The sequence below is a fragment of the Streptomyces sp. E-08 genome, from assembly GCF_049913095.1.
Taxonomy (GTDB): domain Bacteria; phylum Actinomycetota; class Actinomycetes; order Streptomycetales; family Streptomycetaceae; genus Streptomyces.
Map to the genome: position 1 here is coordinate 386,268 of NZ_CP183971.1, position 17,784 is coordinate 404,051.

At 73.1% G+C, this 17,784-nt stretch carries 19 protein-coding genes; 9 read left to right on the forward strand and 10 right to left on the reverse strand.

Annotated features, from left to right (window positions below; genetic code table 11):
• Positions 1 to 8 precede the first annotated feature (8 nt).
• Positions 9 to 995 carry an aldo/keto reductase gene (locus tag ACN9MM_RS01940; protein ID WP_426361989.1) on the reverse strand — a complete coding sequence of 329 codons (987 nt, stop codon included), beginning with the start codon at positions 993 to 995 and terminating at the stop codon, positions 9 to 11.
• Positions 996 to 1,110: 115 nt separating this feature from the next.
• On the opposite strand from ACN9MM_RS01940, the gene ACN9MM_RS01945 reads away from it, so the two are divergent.
• From ACN9MM_RS01945 to ACN9MM_RS01970, 6 genes are all read left to right on the forward strand, one after another.
• Complete coding sequence (locus ACN9MM_RS01945; protein WP_426361990.1) at positions 1,111 to 1,254, forward strand: hypothetical protein; 144 nt, start codon at positions 1,111 to 1,113, stop codon at positions 1,252 to 1,254.
• 89 nt (positions 1,255 to 1,343) lie between these two features.
• The gene (locus tag ACN9MM_RS01950) at positions 1,344 to 1,625 is read left to right on the forward strand and encodes a hypothetical protein (RefSeq protein ID WP_426361991.1); all 282 of its coding nucleotides are present in this window, start codon (positions 1,344 to 1,346) and stop codon (positions 1,623 to 1,625) included.
• 45 nt (positions 1,626 to 1,670) lie between these two features.
• On the forward strand, positions 1,671 to 2,441 hold the full coding sequence (locus ACN9MM_RS01955; RefSeq protein WP_426361992.1) for a hypothetical protein: 771 nt from the start codon (positions 1,671 to 1,673) through the stop codon (positions 2,439 to 2,441).
• A gap of 118 nt (positions 2,442 to 2,559) precedes the next feature.
• Entirely contained in the window at positions 2,560 to 2,808 is a 249-nt protein-coding gene (locus ACN9MM_RS01960) for an antitoxin MazE7 (RefSeq protein WP_426361993.1), read from the forward strand.
• Positions 2,809 to 2,812: 4 nt separating this feature from the next.
• Positions 2,813 to 3,193 (forward strand): toxin Doc, encoded by a 381-nt coding sequence (locus ACN9MM_RS01965; protein ID WP_426361994.1) that lies wholly within the window; start codon positions 2,813 to 2,815, stop codon positions 3,191 to 3,193.
• A gap of 234 nt (positions 3,194 to 3,427) precedes the next feature.
• Positions 3,428 to 4,195, forward strand: coding sequence for an SDR family NAD(P)-dependent oxidoreductase (locus ACN9MM_RS01970; protein ID WP_426361995.1), 768 nt, complete (start codon positions 3,428 to 3,430; stop codon positions 4,193 to 4,195).
• A gap of 82 nt (positions 4,196 to 4,277) precedes the next feature.
• Here the strand turns inward: ACN9MM_RS01970 and ACN9MM_RS01975 are convergent, their stop codons facing one another.
• Positions 4,278 to 4,490 carry a helix-turn-helix domain-containing protein gene (locus ACN9MM_RS01975; protein WP_426361996.1) on the reverse strand — a complete coding sequence of 71 codons (213 nt, stop codon included), beginning with the start codon at positions 4,488 to 4,490 and terminating at the stop codon, positions 4,278 to 4,280.
• Positions 4,490 to 4,981, reverse strand: coding sequence for a DUF2975 domain-containing protein (locus ACN9MM_RS01980; RefSeq protein WP_426361997.1), 492 nt, complete (start codon positions 4,979 to 4,981; stop codon positions 4,490 to 4,492). Before ACN9MM_RS01980 ends, ACN9MM_RS01975 begins: the two co-directional genes overlap by 1 nt.
• A 109-nt stretch (positions 4,982 to 5,090) precedes the next feature.
• Here ACN9MM_RS01980 and ACN9MM_RS01985 point away from each other — a divergent pair, with 109 nt between their 5' ends.
• The gene (locus ACN9MM_RS01985; RefSeq protein WP_426361998.1) at positions 5,091 to 7,091 is read left to right on the forward strand and encodes a hypothetical protein; all 2,001 of its coding nucleotides are present in this window, start codon (positions 5,091 to 5,093) and stop codon (positions 7,089 to 7,091) included.
• A gap of 83 nt (positions 7,092 to 7,174) precedes the next feature.
• Entirely contained in the window at positions 7,175 to 8,200 is a 1,026-nt protein-coding gene (locus ACN9MM_RS01990) for a MerR family transcriptional regulator (protein WP_426361999.1), read from the forward strand.
• Here the strand turns inward: ACN9MM_RS01990 and ACN9MM_RS01995 are convergent.
• The 5 genes from ACN9MM_RS01995 to ACN9MM_RS02015 form a co-directional block, all read right to left on the reverse strand.
• Positions 8,182 to 9,015: a DUF1295 domain-containing protein gene (locus ACN9MM_RS01995; RefSeq protein WP_426362000.1), complete on the reverse strand. Its 834-nt coding sequence runs from the start codon at positions 9,013 to 9,015 to the stop codon at positions 8,182 to 8,184. The two genes, ACN9MM_RS01990 and ACN9MM_RS01995, sit on opposite strands and share 19 nt — an antisense overlap.
• Complete coding sequence (locus ACN9MM_RS02000; RefSeq protein ID WP_426362001.1) at positions 9,012 to 10,424, reverse strand: class I SAM-dependent methyltransferase; 1,413 nt, start codon at positions 10,422 to 10,424, stop codon at positions 9,012 to 9,014. The genes ACN9MM_RS01995 and ACN9MM_RS02000 overlap by 4 nt, the downstream gene beginning before the upstream one ends.
• Positions 10,421 to 11,194 carry a DUF1365 domain-containing protein gene (locus ACN9MM_RS02005; RefSeq protein WP_426362002.1) on the reverse strand — a complete coding sequence of 258 codons (774 nt, stop codon included), beginning with the start codon at positions 11,192 to 11,194 and terminating at the stop codon, positions 10,421 to 10,423. The genes ACN9MM_RS02000 and ACN9MM_RS02005 overlap by 4 nt, the downstream gene beginning before the upstream one ends.
• A gap of 35 nt (positions 11,195 to 11,229) precedes the next feature.
• Positions 11,230 to 12,486, reverse strand: a complete 1,257-nt coding sequence (locus ACN9MM_RS02010; RefSeq protein WP_426362003.1) for an NAD(P)/FAD-dependent oxidoreductase — start codon at positions 12,484 to 12,486, stop codon at positions 11,230 to 11,232.
• A gap of 153 nt (positions 12,487 to 12,639) precedes the next feature.
• The gene (locus ACN9MM_RS02015; RefSeq protein WP_426362004.1) at positions 12,640 to 14,013 is read right to left on the reverse strand and encodes a cryptochrome/photolyase family protein; all 1,374 of its coding nucleotides are present in this window, start codon (positions 14,011 to 14,013) and stop codon (positions 12,640 to 12,642) included.
• Positions 14,014 to 14,253: 240 nt separating this feature from the next.
• Between ACN9MM_RS02015 and ACN9MM_RS02020 the strand changes: the two genes are divergently transcribed.
• A complete protein-coding gene (locus tag ACN9MM_RS02020; RefSeq protein WP_426362005.1) occupies positions 14,254 to 14,793 on the forward strand; it encodes an RNA polymerase sigma factor in 540 nt (179 codons plus the stop codon).
• Positions 14,794 to 14,902: 109 nt separating this feature from the next.
• On the opposite strand, the gene ACN9MM_RS02025 is transcribed toward ACN9MM_RS02020, so the two are convergent.
• Positions 14,903 to 16,159: an NAD(P)/FAD-dependent oxidoreductase gene (locus ACN9MM_RS02025; RefSeq protein WP_426362006.1), complete on the reverse strand. Its 1,257-nt coding sequence runs from the start codon at positions 16,157 to 16,159 to the stop codon at positions 14,903 to 14,905.
• The gene (locus ACN9MM_RS02030; RefSeq protein ID WP_426362007.1) at positions 16,143 to 17,681 is read right to left on the reverse strand and encodes an SDR family oxidoreductase; all 1,539 of its coding nucleotides are present in this window, start codon (positions 17,679 to 17,681) and stop codon (positions 16,143 to 16,145) included. Before ACN9MM_RS02030 ends, ACN9MM_RS02025 begins: the two co-directional genes overlap by 17 nt.
• Between the last annotated feature and the right edge of the window lie 103 nt (positions 17,682 to 17,784).

The following is a 17,784-nucleotide window of genomic DNA, read 5'->3' on the forward strand; positions in this document are numbered from 1 at the left end:
TAGCGGGCTCAGTTGCCGACGAACGTGAGGCTGGTCGCGTCGTAGCGGGTGCCCGCGATCTGCTCCGGCGGGGCGGCGGCCTCGATGGCGGCCAGGTCCTCGGCCGTCAGCTCCACGGTCAGCGCCGCGAGGTTCTCCTCCAGGTACCGCTGCCGCCGGGTGCCGGGGATCGGCACCACGTCGTCGCCCCGGTGCTGCACCCACGCCAGGGCGAGCTGGCCGGTGGTGACCCCCTTCGTCTCGGCGAGCTCGTTCAGCTTGGCGACGATCGCGAGGTTGCGTTCGAGGTTGCCGTCGGCGAAACGCGGCTGCCCGCGCCGCACGTCCGTCTCGGCCATGCCCTCGACCGAGGCGTACCGTCCCGTCAGGAAGCCGCGCCCGAGCGGGGAGAACGGGACCAGGCCGATGCCGAGTTCGCGGCAGACCGGGGCGATCTCCGCCTCCAGGTCGCGGGTCCACAGCGACCACTCGCTCTGGAGCGCGGCGATCGGATGCACCGCGTGCGCCCGTCGGAGCGTCTGGGTACCGGCTTCGGACAGTCCGAGATGGCGGACCTTCCCGGCCTGTACGAGTTCGGCCATCGCCCCGACGGTCTCCTCGATCGGCACCTGCGGGTCGACCCGGTGCTGGTAGTAGAGATCGATGTGGTCGACCCCGAGCCGGCGCAGCGACGCCTCGCACGCCTCCCGCACGTAGGCGGCGTCGCCGCGGACCCGGGTGGGCTCGCCCAGGCGGTTGGCGAAGCCGAACTTCGTGGCCAGCACCACCTCGTCGCGGCGCCCGGCGACGGCGCGTCCGATGAGTTCCTCGTTGTGTCCGGCGCCGTAGAAGTCGGCGGTGTCCAGGAGGGTCACCCCGAGGTCGAGAGCGCGGTGCAGGGTCGCGAGCGACTGCTCGTCGTCCGAGGCGCCGTAGCCGTGGCTCATCCCCATGCACCCCAGGCCCTGCGCGGACACCACCAGGTCGCCCAGCTGTCGGGTGGAAACGTCGGTCATGATGCTGCCTCCTGCGTTCGGATCCATCACCCGGGACGCTAGGTATTGGAGTGCACTCGAAGTCAACCGAGTCCCGCTCCCGGACCCGGATTCTGCATGCTTGCCTGTTTCAGCCATGACCGATCAGGTTCGCGCCGAATTTGACGGATCGGGACTCCGTCGTCTCAAGGACTCCCTGGTGCTCTCGGGCGAGGACGTCGTCCTCCAGTGGGACGGACCGGACACGATGGCGTACACGATCCAGGGCCGGACGGCCTGACGGAGGCGGTCTCGCAGCGGACGGGGGCCGGGTGGCAGTGGTCGCCGAAGGCGGGCAGGGAGCCGAAGCGGGACGCCACCTACACCCTGGTGGCCACCTCCCGGACGCCGCACCAGGAGCCGGGCTACTTCCTCACCACGACCGTCCACCTGCGCCACCCCGAGTTCGACAGCGCCACCTCCACCCACGGGGTGCGCACCCCGTGGGTGGAGGGCACCGCGGACAAGGGCCGGATCACCTTCACCACGCAGGGCGTGCAGGTCCACGACGACTCCCACACGCCCGGCACCGTCTCGGCCGCGAAGGCCGAGGTGGACGGCGTCAGCACGACGTGGGTACGGGGCCGTGCCGACGGCGCCGGGTGGATCTAGCTCCAGCCTGGCGGCATCCAGGTCGGGCGGGGCGCGGGAAGCGACTTGGGGACCGTCACGGCCGACAAGGTCGGCGCGAACGCCGTGAACACCACGTGGGTGGGCGACCACGACTCCGGCAAGGGCTGGATCGAGTTCCCGCAGTCCGGGGTGAGCGTCCGCAGGAACGGACAGCGGGAGTGGGGAACCGTGGCCGCCGACAAGGCCGGCCTGAACGGCGTCAACACCAAGTGCGTGCAGGGCCGCGACGGCGGCGCCGGCTGGATCGAGTTCCCGGCCGCCGGTGTGAACGTGTTCCAGGGCGCCGGGAACCGCCAGTGGGGAACCGTCGCCGCCGGTACGGCGGACCTCGACGACCTGGTCACCCACCGGGCCCAGGTCAAGGAGCGCCTCACCCTCCACGGCGGGCTGACCGTCGACGACGTCCTGGAGACGCAGGACGGGCCCCCTCGGCTTGTCGTCCACGGCCGGCTCGACGCCGAGGGCGAGGTGAACGCCGCGGGGAAGGTCGGCGTCGGCGGCGACCTCTCCGTCGACGGCGACGTCGTCGTCCACGGTGATGTCCGGCCCCTGCGGAACCTGGACGTCGCCGGTCTGGTGACCGCGTGCGACCTGACGGTCAGGGACAAGCTGAAGACGGACCACGAGCGGTTCGCGCTCGTCGTCCACGGGGAGTCCCTGTTCCTGGGGAAGCTGACCGCCAACCGGCTCCTGTCCGTCCGGACCGGGGACGCGTGGGTCATGCACGTCAACGACGACATGGTGGCGATCCAGGGCGACCTGCGGGTCCACGGGGCGTTCCGCTCCGACAGCTGAGCGTCATCGGACGACGGCCGCCCGGCAGGGAGAACGGGCCCGCCGGGCGGTCGTCGCTCGGATGTCGCTCACCTCCGACCCCTGGTGGCGCCTGCATGCTCTGCGGCATACTTTCGGTATGCCAGACACGAGCGTCAGGATCGACGAGGCGACGCGGGACCGGTTCAAGGCCCTCGCCGACGCCGCCGGGCTGTCCGTGAAGGACTACCTGGAGCGCGTGGCCGACGAGAAGGAGAGCGAGCAGCTCCTCGACACCGCCACCGCCGCCTTCCGGCGCGCCATCGGCGCTCCCGGTATCGCCGGCCGCTTCGACGCCGACTTCGGCGGGCTGCCGCCCGTCAAGCACGAGACCGAGCGGGCGGCCTGACCCCGTGCGGCTGCTCGTCGACGCCCGCTGGCTGCTCGACCGCCAGGAGGAGATCCTCCGCAGGGACCTCACGGTCAGCGACTACTCGGTCCTGGCCGGGATGGCCGCCCGGCACCGGGTGAACACCCCGCACCTCGACCAGGCCGACCCCGACGCCTTCTGGCGCGCCGCGGTCTTCCTGCAGGAGTGCGTCCTGCTCCGCCCGCTGCCCACCCGCAACGAGCTCTACGGCTACGGGGTCGCCATCGCCTACCTGGAGGCCTCCGGCCACCGGGTCGACACCTCGTACGAGCCCTGGCGCGATCTCATCCGCGACATCCAGGCCCTGCGGCTCACGAGCTACGACACGGCCGACCGGCTCCGGTCCTTCCGGCAGCAGCCGTAGGCGGTTCTCGCGGTCCAGCGGTGCTTCACCGACTGCCGGCGACGATCGCCCACAGCAGGCGTCCACACGGACACGGTGCCGGTTCGACGCCTCCCGCGCGTGAGTACGCGCACTCACCCGTGCGTGAACGGCCGAGCTGTGTCTTGACCGTCGTGCGGAGCGTCTGGGTGGGTGATCAACGGGCCGGCGGACGCGTTACGGTCTCCCTTTTCGCCGCCTTCGAAAGGAACCGTCATGAATCTGCCCGCATCAGGCAGGCGCGTCCTCGTCAGTGGTGCGTCGCGGGGCCTCGGGCGTGCGGTGGCTCAGGCGTTCGCGGCCAACGGCGACCGGGTCGCCGTGCACTTCGGCTCACGTGCCGAGGATGCGCGCGTGACCTTGGAGTCCCTGGCCGACACGGGGCACGTGCTGGTCGGCGGCGACCTCGCGAACCCGGCGGGGGCGGCCGCCGTGGTGGAGATGGCCACGGAGGCGCTCGGCGGCATCGACGTGCTGGTCAACAACGCGGCGGTGAACATCCGCCACCCGCTGGCCGAGACCCCGTACGAGGAGTGGGTGGCGGTGTGGCAGCGACACGTCGCGGTGAACCTGCTCGCGACCGCGAACCTGAGCCATCTCGCGGCCCGGCTGATGATCGAGCAGGGTACGGGCGGGCGGATCGTGAACATCGGCTCCCGGGGCGCCTTCCGGGGGGAGCCCGACCATCCTGCCTACGGGGCGACCAAGGCCGCCGTGCACTCCCTGGGTCAGTCGCTCGCCGTCTCGCTCGCATCTCACGGGATCGCCGTCGCGTCCGTCGCCCCCGGCTTCTTCGCGACCGAGCGCGTCGCGCCGCGCCTGGACGGCCCCGAGGGCGAAGCGATCCGTGCGCAGAGCCCGTTCGGCCGGGTGGGCTCGACCGAGGAGATCGCCACCGCGGTGCTCTGGCTCGCCTCCCCCGCCGCCGAGTGGTCCTCCGGGACGATCCTCGACCTCAACGGAGCCTCGCACCTGCGGAGTTGACACTCCCGTACGGGAGAAGGCCCGCCCCCTGCCCGGGTCCCCGGACAGGGGGCGGGCCTGAGCCGCTCCGCCCGTCAGGCCCTCACGCCTCCTCGGGCTCCCAGCGGAGCAGGTCGCCCGGCTGGCACTCCAGCACGTCACAGAGCGCAGCGAGCGTCGCGAACCGCACCGCCTTGGCGCGGCCGTTCTTGAGCACCGCCAGGTTGGCGGGCGTGATCCCCACCCGGTCCGCGAGCTCGCCCACGGACATCTTCCGCCGGGCCAGCATCACATCGATGTCGACGGTGATGGGCATCAGATGACCTCGTCCAACTCGGCCTGCATCCGCGCGGCTTCGACGTCCCGGGCGACGGCCTGGGCCAGCAGCATCCGCAGGACGAGCACGATGAGCGCGACGCCGAGGATGGCGAGGCCGATCCCGCCCATGATGACGGTGACGCCGGGGTCGTCCCGCTGGCCCGGCGCGTTGAGGGCGGTGACGGCGAACCACAGCAGGGCGGCGGCGACGATCGCGCCGATGACGCCGTCCACGTACCGGAAGGCGGCGTGGGAGAAGACGGTTCCCTTGCGCACCATCGCCACCAGTCGCCAGACGCAGACCAGGGCCACCTGGGCCGCCGCCATCCCCAGGACCACGATCAGGCGCAGCGGGGTGAGGGGGAGCGACCCGTCCTCCGGGTCGCCACCGCTGACGACCATCCACACCATCATGACCTGCACCAGTACGGTGCCCGTGAGCACCACCGCGAGCACGGCGCGCAGCGCGCGCACTGTCAGCTTCCCCACGGCCCCTCCTTCCATCGAATCACGATGGGAATCTATCGAATCTCGATAGGTGAAGCAAGGGTCGGCCGCTATCGAGGTGACGTCGCCCGCGCAGGGTCGTTTCCTCGGTATGCATGTCTCCCAGACGAACGGCACTTCCGACCGCACCGCCCGCATACCCGCCCCGCGGTCGCCCTCCCGCGACGCGGCCGAGGCGGCGCTGGTCGAGCACTACCCCGCACTCGTCCGGCTGGCCCACCTCGTCCTGCCTCCGGCCCTCGGCCGCCACCGCCGGGTGCTGGCGGCCCACGCCCTGGTGCAGCGGAGCCTCGCCAGGCGGGGAGGACCGCGCCCCGGAGGCCGCGGCACCGGCGGGGAGGACTCCGCTCACGACTGGCTCCGCGAGCGGGTCGTCCGCGGTGCCCTGCGGCCGCCGCTCGCGGTATCGATCGGGGTGGCCCTGCCCGGGGCGCTCGGCCTGCGCGTCTTTCCCCGGGCCGGCGGCACGGACGAACTCGCCCTCGACCGCACGCTCGCCGCGGCGGATCCCGCGACGCGAGCGGCCCTCGCCCTGACGGCACTCGAAGGCCTCGCCCCGACGTCCGTCGTCGCTCTGCTGCGCGCGGTCGGCGTGGCCGATCCCGAACGGGCGGTGAGCAGCGCCGAACGGTTGGGCGCGAGCTGCGGACCCGGCACGGCCGGACTGCTGCGGGGGCCGGAGTTCGATCCCTGCACGGTCCATCTGCGGCCCACCGACCTGCTGGGGCGCCGCAGGCGCGTCCGGTTCGCCGCCCTCGCGGGCGTCCTCGTCCTGCTCGGCGGGTCAGCCGTCGCCGCCCTGGGAGCGCCCGCGTCCACCCCGCGCCCGGCGGTGTCCGCCGCTCCCGCCGGAGTGGTTCCGGTCCGTGTCCCGGCCGAGCGATGGGCGGACACCTCTCGCGTCGACTTCACGGCCTGGCCGGCGCGCGGCGCCCGGGCCGACGACCAGGGGCTGCTCCGGCGGGCCGTGGCCGCGTGGACGGGAGGCTCCCCTCGTACAGCCGGGTCCGAGCCTCGTACCGCCGGGTCCGAGCCGCGTACACCCGGGTCCGAGCCGGGTACACCCGGATCCGATCGATCCGAGCGGCGTACACCCGGATCGGAGCCGCCTTCGCTGCTGTACGCGGGGGACGTCGACGGAACCAGGGTCGTCCTGCTGCACACGGGTCGCTCGCTCGTCCGCTACACCGAACCGGGCGCAGCGCACGCCCGCCCCACCGTCGTGGTGACGCGGGCCGACGACAGCGACGTGACGACAGCGGCGGCCGTCGTCCTCGCGCGGGCCGGAGGACGGACCCGGTATCTCCTCGCCCCCTGGATCGCGGAGGCGGGAGTGCGGGACCTACGGGATCCCCGTACCGCCGCCCGGCCCCTTCGGGTGTCGGCCGACGGAGCCACCGATCCCGTGAGCGACGCCGCACCGCGGACCGGACCGGGCGCCTGCGCCGGCGTGACAGCCCTCCAGCTGCGCTCGTCGACGCGCATCGTGGAGGACCACGCCTTCCTCCTCGCCGATCTCGGCGGACTCAGCCCCGTCCACCTGACCTGGACGCCCCTCCCCGTGCCGGGGGACCCCGCGCGCAGCCCGCGCGAGGCCGCCGGGCCTCTCGGCCTGGCCGCCTGGTCGCACGCGGCGTGTTCCCTGCCGCTCCTGCGGGACAGCGGTGTCCGTGCCGTCAACCGGTGGGAGTTCGCCGCGCAGACGCTTCCCGAACGGGCGGGACGGGCCCTGTGGATCTGCTCGCGCGCCGACACCTGGGAGGGACGCGGGCGGGCGGACGTCACCCTGGAGCTGCCCGGCGGCGCCGTCCCCGTCACGACGGTGCGCGACACCGCCGCCTGTGGCCGTTTCGGTCAGGACGTCCTCGCCGGAACGTTCTGGTCGGCGCCCCACGGGACGCGCTACCTGCTGGCCGCGGGCAGCAGGCGCGTCATGGGCGTCAGCGCGGACGGTGCGGTAAGGGCCGGGGCGCGGGGGCGGGTCCTGGCCGTGCGCGCGGGCACGTCCGCGCCGTTCCGGCTGAGCGGACGGCTCCCGGACGGCTCGTCCCTGCCCGGCTGGACGAGCCGGACGGCCGAGGGAGGCGGGTGAGGGGAGGGCTGAGCCGCATCCCTCGCATCGTTCGGTTCCGTCTCGCATCGTTCGCGCAGCGTTCGCGCCGTAGAGTGGGTGACATGCCCGAAGCGACCCACGGAGTCACGACCGGAGCCGTCGCCCGGCGCCTGGGCGTCTCTCCGACCACCGTCCGTTCCTGGGAGCAGCGGTACGGGATCGGACCCGCGGTCCGGTCGAGCGGCAGGCACCGGCGGTGGATGCCGGGGGACATCGCGCTGCTCGAGGACATGTGCCGTCTGACGGCCACGGGAGTACCTCCTGGTGAGGCGGCGAGGGTGGTGCTCGGGCAGCGGCCCGAGGCACTTGCCGACGAGACCGCGTCCCTCCCCGTCCCCGAGACCGCCCCCCTCCCGGGCGACGAGGCGGAGCCCGTGGCGCACGGGGACGGTCGGCAGCCGGGCTCGGGCAACGGACTCCCCCTCGGCGATGTCCGGCAGGAGTGCCGCGGTCTGGCCCGCGCGGCGGTACGGCTCGACGCCACGTCCATGGAGGTCCTGCTCCGGCAGGTCATCGACGAGCACGGTCTTGTCACCGCCTGGGAGGAGGTCATGGTGCCGACGCTGCACGCCGTGGGGCGCAAGTGGGAGTCGTCGAACGACCGGTACGTCGAGGTCGAGCACCTGTTGTCGTGGCAGGTCTCGACCGCTCTGCGGCGGGCGGCGGTGGCCCGGACTCCGACGGTGAAGGGGCCGCCCGTCGTCCTGGCGTGCGTACCGGCGGAGGCCCACACCCTGCCGCTGGAGGCTCTGGCCGCGGGCCTGGCCGAACGGGGGCTGCCCGTCAGGATGTTCGGCGGTGCCGTTCCCGCCGAGGCCCTGGACGCCGCGGTACGCAGATCCGGTCCCGCGGTCGTCGTCCTGTGGTCGCAGGCGCGCTCGACGGCGAGCCACGCGCTGGCCCGGCACGTGGCGGGGGTGTCGTTCGGGCTGCGCGGTGCCCGGACGGCACCCCTCGTCCTCCTGGCGGGTCCTGGCTGGGCGGGCCCGCCGCCCGGCGACGGCCTGTTGCGGCCCGGTGGACTGCGCGAGGCGCTCACGGTGATCTCCAGCGTCTACGGGGATCCCGGTCACGGGGCGGGCGGGTGAGCGCGCGAGCCCTCCGTGCGACGCGGGGGACGGGGGAAGAAGCCGCTCGTCCGTGCGCGGTAGTCGGCGTATCCGGGGCGCCGTGACATGTGGTTCTCGAGGAGCCTCTTGCCGCTTCCGAAGATGAGGAGGCCGCTCATCACCAGGGGGGAGACCACGGTGAGCGCAGCGGTCTGCCATGAGGCGCACGCCATCAGGTAGAGGCCCCACCACACGAGGAAGTCGCCGAAGTAGTTGGGGTGGCGGGTCCAGCTCCACAGGCCCCGGTCCATGATGCGGCCCTTGTTCGCGGGGTCGGCCTTGAACCGGGCGAGCTGATGGTCCCCCGTGGCTTCGAAGAACAATCCGGCCGCCCACAGCGTCAGTCCGGCGACGGCTGCGACGTCGAGGGGCGTGGGCACGAGCGAGGCGACCTGGACGGGCAGGGACACGAGCCAGACCAGGGCGCCCTGGAGGAGGTAGACGGTGCGCAGCGCGTAGAGACGCCGACTCCCCCGGGCTCGGGCCAGCATGCGCGCGTACCTCGGGTCTTCGCCGTGTCCGCGCCCGCGCCGGGCGATGTGGACGGAGAGCCGCAGTCCCCACAGGACGGTGGCGAGGGCGACGACGGCCCTGCGGCCGTCGTCACCGTATCCGTCGGAGAGGAGCCAGGAGACCGCGGCCACGGCGGCGAAGGCGACACCCCACGCGATGTCGACGATGCGGTGGAGGCCTCTGGCGTCGCCGATGACGAAGGTGATCAGCATGACGGTCACCGCCGCACCGGCCGAGGCCGCCAGGAGGGGCGCGAGGGCGCCGATGTCGATGGCTGTCACGCGGGTCCCCTTCCCGCGTCGTTCGCGAGTCGGCCGCCCTTGTCCGCTCCCGTTCCGCGCCGCCCGTCCTCGTCGTCTCCCGTTCCGCGCCGCCCGTCCTCGTCGTCTCCCGTCCCGCGCCGTCCGTCCTCGGTGAGTACGAGCTGGCGGACGTCGAGGTAGTGGGCCCGGAAGCCGGCCTCCGCGTGGGCGAGGTAGAGCTCCCACATGCGGCGGAAGACCCGGTCGAAGCCGAGTGCGTCCACGGCTTCGCCCGCGTCCAGGAACGTCTCGCGCCACAGCCGGAGCGTCTCGGCGTAGTGCTCGCCGTATCCGGCGTCGTGGACGATGTCGAGTCCTGCCGCGGAGCTGTGCCGGGCGATGGCCTCCCGGGAGGGGACGAGGCCGCCGGGGAAGACGTACTTGCTGATCCAGGTGTGGGTCCGGGCGGTGGCGAGCATCCTGTCGTGCGGCATCGTGATGGCCTGGAGCACGGCACGGCCGCCGGGCGCCAGGAGTCCGCGCAGGGACGTGAAGTAGGAGCGCCAGTACTCGGGGCCGACGGCCTCGATCATCTCCACGCTGACCACGGCGTCGTAGCTGCCGCTCGTCTCCCGGTAGTCGCGGAGTTCGACGTCGACCCGGTCGGCGAGACCCGCCGCTCGGATCCGCTCCGTCGCCAGGGTCTGCTGCTCGGCGGAGAGCGTGATGGTCCGGACCTGGGCTCCGCGGGCGGCGGCGCGCAGGGCGAGTTCGCCCCAGCCCGTACCGATCTCCAGGAGCCGGGTGCCGGGGCCGACCCGGGCCAGGTCGAGGAGCTGGTCGATCTTTCGGTGCTGGGCCGCGGTGAGATCCGCGCCGTCCGCCGGCAAGGAGGCGAAGACGGCGGACGAGTACGTCAGGCCGGGGTCGAGGAACAGGGCGAAGAGGTCGTTGGAGAGGTCGTAGTGGCGGCGGATGTTCTGACGGGCTCCGTCGAGCGAGTTGCGGTCGCGGGGAGGCCTCCTGTGCGCCCATGCGCCGCGCAGTCGGCGGAGCGGCGCCGGGACGAGGTCGTCGACATGGCGGGCGAGGGTGGTGAGCAGGGCGACGAGGTCGTCGCTGTCCCATTCGTCGGCCATGTAGGACTCGCCGAAGCCGATGAGGCCGTCCGCGCCGATCCTCCCGTAGAAGGCCTGGGGGTCGTGGAGCGTCAGCGTCGGCGTGTTCGCCGGGCCCTCCGGCGTCCCGTTCGTGGTTCCGGCGTTGTACGGCGTGATCGTCCGCACCGCCAGGCGGGCGAGGGCCCGGTCCACGACGGTGCGCGCGACGGCCGTGCGCAGGGCGGAGGCGCGGGGGCGCCGGGCCACGTCGGGCCATCGTTCGGGATCGACCGGATAGGGGCTGTTGGCACCGTCGGGTACGACGACCGCGCGCGGCAGGCGAGTCACAGCATTCCTTCTTGGGTGGGAGGGGTGGGCCGGGAACGGACGGGCAGTCCCTTGAGGTGGAGGCGGATTCCGTGGAGGCGTATCCCGAGTGAGACGGCGGCGGTCGACCACGGGTGGCGCAGGGCGAGGGCGAGGAGCGTCCGTGGCCCGGCGGTACGGCGGGTGCCGCGGACGGTGGCGGTCAGGGGGTGGGGGCCCTCCGCGTGGCGGAGCTGGACGGTGAGGTCCAGCCGGTCGTCGGGCAGGGGCAGGCGCATGCGGTAGGAGCCCTCGACGTCGAAGAACGGTGAGACGAAGAACTCCTTGGGGACCTCGTCGCGGCCCTGCGGGTCGGGTCGCAGGAGGTAGCAGTGCCGCTGCCCGTAGGTGTTGTGCACCTCCGCGATCACGCAGACGAGGCTTCCCTCGTGGCTGTGGCACCAGTACAGGGTGAGGGGGTTGAAGACGTGCCCCAGGACGCGCGCGTGGCAGAGCATCAGGACCGTGCCGACGGGTTCGGGTACGCCGTTGGCCGCGAGGAAGGCGTCCACGCCGGAGCGCAGCGTGGGCGCGGCACCGCCGAAGTGGTCACGGGGGTCGAAGCGGGCGAGGGGACGCAGGGCGCGGGGGAGTCCGGGCAGGTCGTCGATGTCGACGAGCCAGAAGTACGTGCGGTGGCGGAGCCCGTACCGCAGCGGGGTGACCCGCGTGTGCACGACTTCGCTCGGGTACAGGGCGGGGACCTGCGGGAACGGATCGGCGCGTCCGGGCCCGGGAGGCTCTGCGACCACGGATGGTCCTGCGGCGCGCGCGGCGCGTTTCCCGTTCACCAGTCCACTCCGAGCGTCCGGGCCGCCTCGGCTCCCGACCGGCAGCCGTCTTCGTGGAAACCCCAGCCGTGGTAGGCGCCGGCATAGGCCGTGACGGGGGTGTTCAGCTCCGGGAGCCTGCGCTGCGCGGCGACGGATGCGGGGGTGTACACGGGATGCTCGTAGGTCATCCGGGCCAGCACGGTGGACGGGTCGACCCGTGTCCCGGGGTTGAGCGTGACGATGTGGGGCTCGTCGCAGCGCAGTTGTTGCAGGCGGTTCATGTCGTAGCTGACCTGGACGGCTCCGGGGCGGGCGGTGCAGGAGGGGAGCCGGTAGTTCCAGGAGGCCCTCGCGTGCGGGCTCCGCGGCAGGACGGTGGCGTCCCGGTGCAGCAACGTCGGGTTCCGTGAGTAGGTGAACGCTCCGAGGACGCGCCGTTCCCGCTCGGTCGGGTCGGCGAGCAGCCGCAGCGCCTGGTCGGGGTGGAGGGCCAGGACGACCGCGGCATGGGTGGTCGCGTCGCCGTCCTCGGTGATGACGCGGGCGTGGTCGGCTCCGCGTACGACGGTCCGGACGGGCGTGGAGGTCCGGACGGCGGTGATGTCCTTCGCGAGGCGCGCGACATAGGCGGCGGAGCCCCCGGTGACCGTCTTCCACCGGGGGGACCCGGTCACCGACAGCAGGCCGTGGTGGTCGAGGAACCGGAAGAGGTACCCCGCGGGGTACCGGAGCGCGGTGTCCGGTGCGCAGGACCACACGGCCGAGACGAGCGGGATCGCGAAGTGGCCGACGAAGTACGGCGTGAAGCGGTGGCTGCGGAGGAAGTCGCCGTACGTCATCGTCTCGTCGTCGGCTTCGAGGAGGCGGCGTGCGGCCCGGTGGAAGCGTGGAACGCCCGCGAGCATGCGCAGGTGGGAGGCCCGCCGGACGTTTCCGCCGCCGAGCAGGCCTCGTGGCCCGCGGGCGCCGGCGTACTCCAGGCCGCAGCCGTCGCATCGGACGGACATGCTCATCTCCGCGTCCTGGGTCGCCACGCCCAGCTCGTGGAAGAGGCGCACGAGATGCGGGTAGGTCCGCTCGTTGTGGACGATGAAGCCCGTGTCGACCCGGACCGTCCCGCCGTCGCGCAGGGGCAGTTCGTGGGTGTGGGCGTGGCCTCCGAGCCGTTCGTCGGCCTCGTACAGGGTGACGTCGTGGACACGGGCCAGGAGGTGTGCGGCCGTCAGGCCGGCCACTCCCGCCCCCACCACGGCGATGCTGCGGCGGTTCATGTTCTTCACCCGTCCAGGCTCCGGCCGGCCGACACCTGCCGACAACTCGCATCGGTTGCGCGTCGAATTAGGTACGAGGGGAGCGCCGGGGCCTTCCCTCGCGTGCGCCGCCGCGGCCCGCCGCGGGCTGACCGGGCGGGCCGGCCCGCCCGGTCAGCCCGCTTCGCGCGCCAGCCGGAAGCGCGCCAGACCGTCCGCGAGCCCGACGAGCGGGTCGGGATAGTCGTACCGGGCGCGGTCCAGGCCGGTGAGGGTCCACGGCTGGTGCACGGCGGGTGCCGGGAGGTCGGCGAGTTCGGGGATCCAGCGGTGTACGAAGCGGCCGTCAGGGTCGTAGCGCTGCGCCTGACGTACGGGGTTGAGGACGCGGTTGGGCCGTGTGTCGGTGCCCGTGCCCGCCACCCACTGCCAGTTCAGCTGGTTGTTCGCCACGTCGCCGTCCACCAGGAGGCCGAGGAAGTGACGGGCGCCCTCCCGCCAGTCGATGTAGAGGGTCTTGGCCAGGAACGAGGCGGTGATGAGGCGTCCCCGGTTGTGCATCCAGCCCTCGTGGGCGAGCTGGCGCATCGACGCGTCGACGATCGGGTATCCGGTCCTGCCCTCGCGCCACGCCTGGAGATCGGCCCGCGCGTCCGCGTCCCGGCGCCAGCCGTCGTGGCGGGGGCGGTAGTCGTCCGTCGCGGTCCCCGGCCGGGCGGCCAGCACCTGCTGGAAGTAGTCGCGCCAGCACAACTGGCGGATGAAGGCCTCGGCGCCCGCGCCACCACGCGCCCGCGCGCGGTGCACCGCCTCGACGGGCGAGAGGGCTCCGAAGTGCAGATAGGGCGACAGCCTCGACGTCGCGTCGCCGGCGAGGTCGTCATGCTGTTCCTCGTAGGTGTCGAGGTGCCGGGCGAGCCAGGACGTGAGCCGCTTGCGGCCCTCGCTCTCACCGCCGACGGCCAGGCCGGGCGAGGTTCCGGAGACGGCGGAGCGCACGGGAAGCTTCTCCGAACGCACCATGGTCGGCACCCTGACCTCGCGCGGAGTCGGGAAAGGCCTGCGCAGCGGTTCCGTGCACCAGCGCCGGAAGTAGGGCGTGAAGACGGCGTAGTGGTCCGACCCTTGCGGGACGAGGTCACCGGGCGGCACCACCGTGGTCACGGCGTCATGCACGTAGAAGCGGCAGCCGTCGGCCTCCAGCGCGTGCCGGAGCCGCTCCTGGCGGTCCTGGGCGAAGGCGGAGTGGCCGGCCGCGACGTGCACCTCGTCGGCCTGGACCTGCCGGACCACGGCACGGACCTCGGCGACCGGGTCGCCGCTGCGCACCACGAGCCGACCGCCCCTGTCCGCGAGGGCCTGGTCCAGGTCGGCGAGGCAGTCCGCGAGGAAGGCCAGTCTGTTGGGGGCCGCGAAGCCCGCCCGGTCGACCGCGGGATCCCGCACGAACAGGGGAACGACCTCGTGCGCGCCCTCCGTGGCGGCTCGCAACGGCGGATGGTCGTGGACCCGGAGATCCGACGTGAAGAGGACCACGGACACAGTCATGACGAACTCCCGGTGATCGGCCGTCGAACGTGCGGGAAGCCCAGCCGGCCGACCACTGGGCTGGAAGTCCCTTCCGCGACGGCGGCCCGATCGGATGCGCCTCGCCGGTACGTGTCCGCTGCTGGTCACGGCGGGCGCTCAGCGGCTTCGTTTCGACGCGGTTTCGATGCGCGTTGCCGTCCTCCCCGGTTTCGGTGGAGGTTCGTGCTGATGGGTGCCCTTCCGACTGAGGAGCAAGCCATGAACGCCGACATCGCCGCCCGTTTCGCCGCAGGGGACGAGGACGCGCTCGCCGCGGCGTACAAGCAGCTCGGACCTCTGGTCCACACGCTCGCCTGGCGTTCCCTCGGCAACGTCCAGGACGCGGAGGACGTCACGCAGCAGGTCTTCCTCGCCGCCTGGCGAGGACGCGCGGGGTACCGGAGCGAGCGCGGCACACTCACCGGCTGGATCGTGGGGATCACCCGTCACGTCATCGTCGACGCTCTGGCCGGCCGCACTCGGCGGACGGACACCGAGCGGGCCGTGGCCCGGAGGCAGGAGGACGCGATCCGGCACTTCAGCAGCGACGAGAGCGAGCTGGCCCTCAACCGGGTCATGGTGCTGCAGAAGCTGACGTTCCTGTCCCCCGTCCAGCGGCGCCTGGTCGGCATGACGATCTACGGCGACATGACGCAGGCGCAGATCGCCCACGAGACGGGGCTTCCCCTCGGGACCGTGAAGAGTCACATCCGCCGCGGCATCCTGACGCTGCGGAGGGTGATGGAGACGTCCGGCTGAGCACGCGCGCCCCCGGCGCCGTCGCCCCCGGCGCCGTCCGCCTGACGATGCACCCCGGCACCGCCCGCCCGAGCACGCGCCCCCGGCGCCGTACCTCTGAGCACGGGACTCAGGCGGCGTCGCCGCGGCCGAGGTCGGCCAGGATCTCCCGCGCGGCCCGGGCCCCGGAGGCGAGGGCGCCCTGCAGCGAACCCGTGGCCCGGTGGTCGCCGCAGACGTAGCGGCCGCCGCCCAGACGGGTGGTCCGCGTCAGGGGGTACGGGGGCGGCATGGCCGGCAGGGCGTCGGGCACCGTGATCCGGTGGACGGTCTCCCAGGGCCTCGTGTCCGTCCCGTACACCTCGGCGAGAGCGGCTCGGAGCCGGGCGTCCCGCTCGGGCGGGAGCTCTCCGAGCACCGAGGTCGCGACGAGGGCACGGCCGTCCTCGGCGTAACCGGGCTGCACCTCGGTGAGGACGCAGGTGTTGAGGAAGCGGCGGCGCGCGTCCACGACGAGGGTGGGTTCGGTCAGCGGGGACCGCTCGGCCGCGTGGTAGACCGTGCTGACGGTTCGGCCGGCGGGGACGTCCAGGCCCGGGAGAAGGCGGGCCGCGGCAGGTGCCCCCGTGGCGACGACCACGGCGCGGGCCTCGAGCTCGGTGCCGTCGGCTCGGCGTACTCCGCCGGTGGTGAGGCGGTCGACCGGCGATGCCGTGGACAGTACGTCGGTCGGGAGAGCGGCGGCGAGCTGTGCGGGCACGGCTTCGGCTCCGTCCGCAGGCAGGCAGAGCGTGCCGCGCAGGAGGGTGCGCCAGACGAGGTGGAAGACGCGGGACGAGGTGGCGAGTTCCTCCTCCAGGAAGACGCCGGACAGGAAGGGCCGGAAGAAGGTCTCGACCATGCTCCCGGACACCCCGGCGCGCGCCAGTGCGATGCGGGTGGTGGTGTCGGGCCGGGAGCGCAGCAGGGCCGCCGGCTCCAGCATGTCGCGTGCCGAGAGCACTCCCGCGGCGAGCAGGTCCCTGGGCGAACCCGCCCTACCCGACAGCAGGTCGCCGCTGCGTCGCAGGTCCCGCATGGGATCGGCGTAGCGCCGGATCCCCTGTGCCGTCCACACGAGAACGCCGGGGGTGAACGGACGAAGCCGCAGCCGGCGCAGGTCGAGCCGCTGCTTGACCTGCGGGTACGACGTGTTGAACACCTGGAACCCGCGGTCGACGGTGAAGCCCGCGACACGGTCGGTGCGCATGCGGCCTCCGGGTGCCGCGTCCGCCTCCAGGAGCCGGACCGAGAGCCCGCGGGCGGTGAGGTCGGCGGCGCACGCCAGGCCGGCCGCACCGGCTCCGACGACCACGACGTCGACGCGTTCCTTACCCGACACGGCCATGGGAGTACTCCTCTGCGTCCGTCCTGACGGTCTTCTCCGCGGTCCGGGCGATGTTCCTCGCCATGCCGCCGAAGACCACGGCGTGGAACGGCGCGACGCTCCACCAGTACAGCTGGCCGGCCAGTCCCCGGGGATGGAACAGCGCGCGCTGCCGGTAGCACGTGCGCCCCTCGTCGTCGCTGTCCGCGACCATCTCCAGCCAGGCGAGGCCGGGGAGGCGCATCTCGGCCCGCAGGCGCAGCAGCCGTCCCCGTTCGATCTCCTCGACCCGCCAGAAGTCCAGGGCGTCACCGACCCGCAGACGCTCCGCGTCCCGCCTGCCCCGGCGCAGGCCGACTCCCCCGACGAGGCGGTCGAACCATCCGCGTACCGCCCAGGCCAGCGGGAAGGAGTACCAGCCGTTCTCGCCGCCCACGCCTTCGATGACGCGCCACAGCGCGGCCTGGCCGGCGTCGACGGTGCGGGAGCGGCAGTCGGTGTAGAGGCTGCCGCCGGCCCAGTCGGGGTCGGTGGGCAGCGGGTCGCTGGGCGCGCCGGGCAGGGACGCCGAGGACCAGCGCGTGACGACCTGGGCGTCGCGTACGCGCTGGAGCGCGAGCTTCAGGGCCTGGTCGAAGGTCAGCGGGGACCCGGGCTCGTCGGGGACGTACCGCGTGATGTCGTCCTCGGAGCACACGACCTCGTAGCGCAGGGACTCCGCTAGGGGCCGGGCCAGGGAGGCCGGCACGGGCGTGACGAGTCCGATCCAGTGGCTGGACAGGCGGGGGGTGAGCATGGGGACGGAGAGGATGAGCCGGCGGGGCAGTCCGGCGACGTGCGCGTAGCGGATCATCATGTCCCGGTACGTCAGGAGGTCGGGGCCGCCGATGTCGAAGGTCCGGCTGACGTCGTCCGGCATCCGCGCGCTGCCGACGAGGTAGCGCAGCACGTCCCGCACGGCGATGGGCTGGACCCGGGTGCCGACCCAGCTGGGGGTGACCATCACCGGCAGGCGCTCCGTCAGGTAGCGGAGCATCTCGAAGGAGGCCGATCCCGAGCCGATGACGACCGCGGCGCGCAGGACGGTGGTGGGGACGCCCGAGTCGAGCAGGATCCGGCCGACCTCGGTCCGTGAGCCCAGGTGCGGGGAGAGCTGGTGCGCGGGGATGTCGGGCGGGATGAGCCCGCCCAGGTACACGATCCGCTTCACACCGGCCGCGCGGGCCTCGGCGGCGAAGATGCGCGCGGCGTCCCGGTCCGCCCGCTCGAAGTCGGCCGCCGAGGTCATGGAGTGGACGAGGTAGTAGGCGACGTCGATGTCGCGCATCGCGGGCCTGAGGCTGTCGGCGTCGGTGACGTCCCCTTGGACGACCTCCGTCTGCCGGACCCAGGGGAGATCGGCGAGTTTGGACGGATGCCGGGCGAGGCAGCGGACGCGATGTCCCTCGTTCAGGAGCTCGGGGACGAGTCGGCCGCCGATGTATCCGCCGGCGCCCGTGACCAGGCAGCGGAGGACGGCCGGCGGTGTCGAGGACGTGGCCATGGTGGAGTGTTCCGTTTCCTCGGGTGGCCCGGCGCGTGCCGTCCTCGCGCCTCTTCCGGTGCGAGGAGCGGGCGCCGTCGGGCGTGGGCGGTGTGCACCTCTG

Excerpts from the sequence above, each read along its gene's own strand:
- ACN9MM_RS02015 (WP_426362004.1), bottom strand. The coding sequence starts at position 14,013 with ATGACTGTGTCCGTGGTCCTCTTCACGTCGGATCTCCGGGTCCACGAC.
- ACN9MM_RS02030 (WP_426362007.1), bottom strand. The coding sequence starts at position 17,681 with ATGGCCACGTCCTCGACACCGCCGGCCGTCCTCCGCTGCCTGGTCACG.
- ACN9MM_RS02020 (WP_426362005.1), top strand. The coding sequence starts at position 14,254 with ATGAACGCCGACATCGCCGCCCGTTTCGCCGCAGGGGACGAGGACGCG.
- ACN9MM_RS01970 (WP_426361995.1), top strand. The coding sequence starts at position 3,428 with ATGAATCTGCCCGCATCAGGCAGGCGCGTCCTCGTCAGTGGTGCGTCG.
- ACN9MM_RS01975 (WP_426361996.1), bottom strand. The coding sequence starts at position 4,490 with ATGCCCATCACCGTCGACATCGATGTGATGCTGGCCCGGCGGAAGATG.
- ACN9MM_RS02025 (WP_426362006.1), bottom strand. The coding sequence starts at position 16,159 with ATGGCCGTGTCGGGTAAGGAACGCGTCGACGTCGTGGTCGTCGGAGCC.
- ACN9MM_RS01985 (WP_426361998.1), top strand. The coding sequence starts at position 5,091 with ATGCATGTCTCCCAGACGAACGGCACTTCCGACCGCACCGCCCGCATA.
- ACN9MM_RS01940 (WP_426361989.1), bottom strand. The coding sequence starts at position 995 with ATGACCGACGTTTCCACCCGACAGCTGGGCGACCTGGTGGTGTCCGCG.
- ACN9MM_RS01945 (WP_426361990.1), top strand. The coding sequence starts at position 1,111 with ATGACCGATCAGGTTCGCGCCGAATTTGACGGATCGGGACTCCGTCGT.
- ACN9MM_RS01990 (WP_426361999.1), top strand. The coding sequence starts at position 7,175 with ATGCCCGAAGCGACCCACGGAGTCACGACCGGAGCCGTCGCCCGGCGC.
- ACN9MM_RS01960 (WP_426361993.1), top strand. The coding sequence starts at position 2,560 with ATGCCAGACACGAGCGTCAGGATCGACGAGGCGACGCGGGACCGGTTC.
- ACN9MM_RS02010 (WP_426362003.1), bottom strand. The coding sequence starts at position 12,486 with ATGAACCGCCGCAGCATCGCCGTGGTGGGGGCGGGAGTGGCCGGCCTG.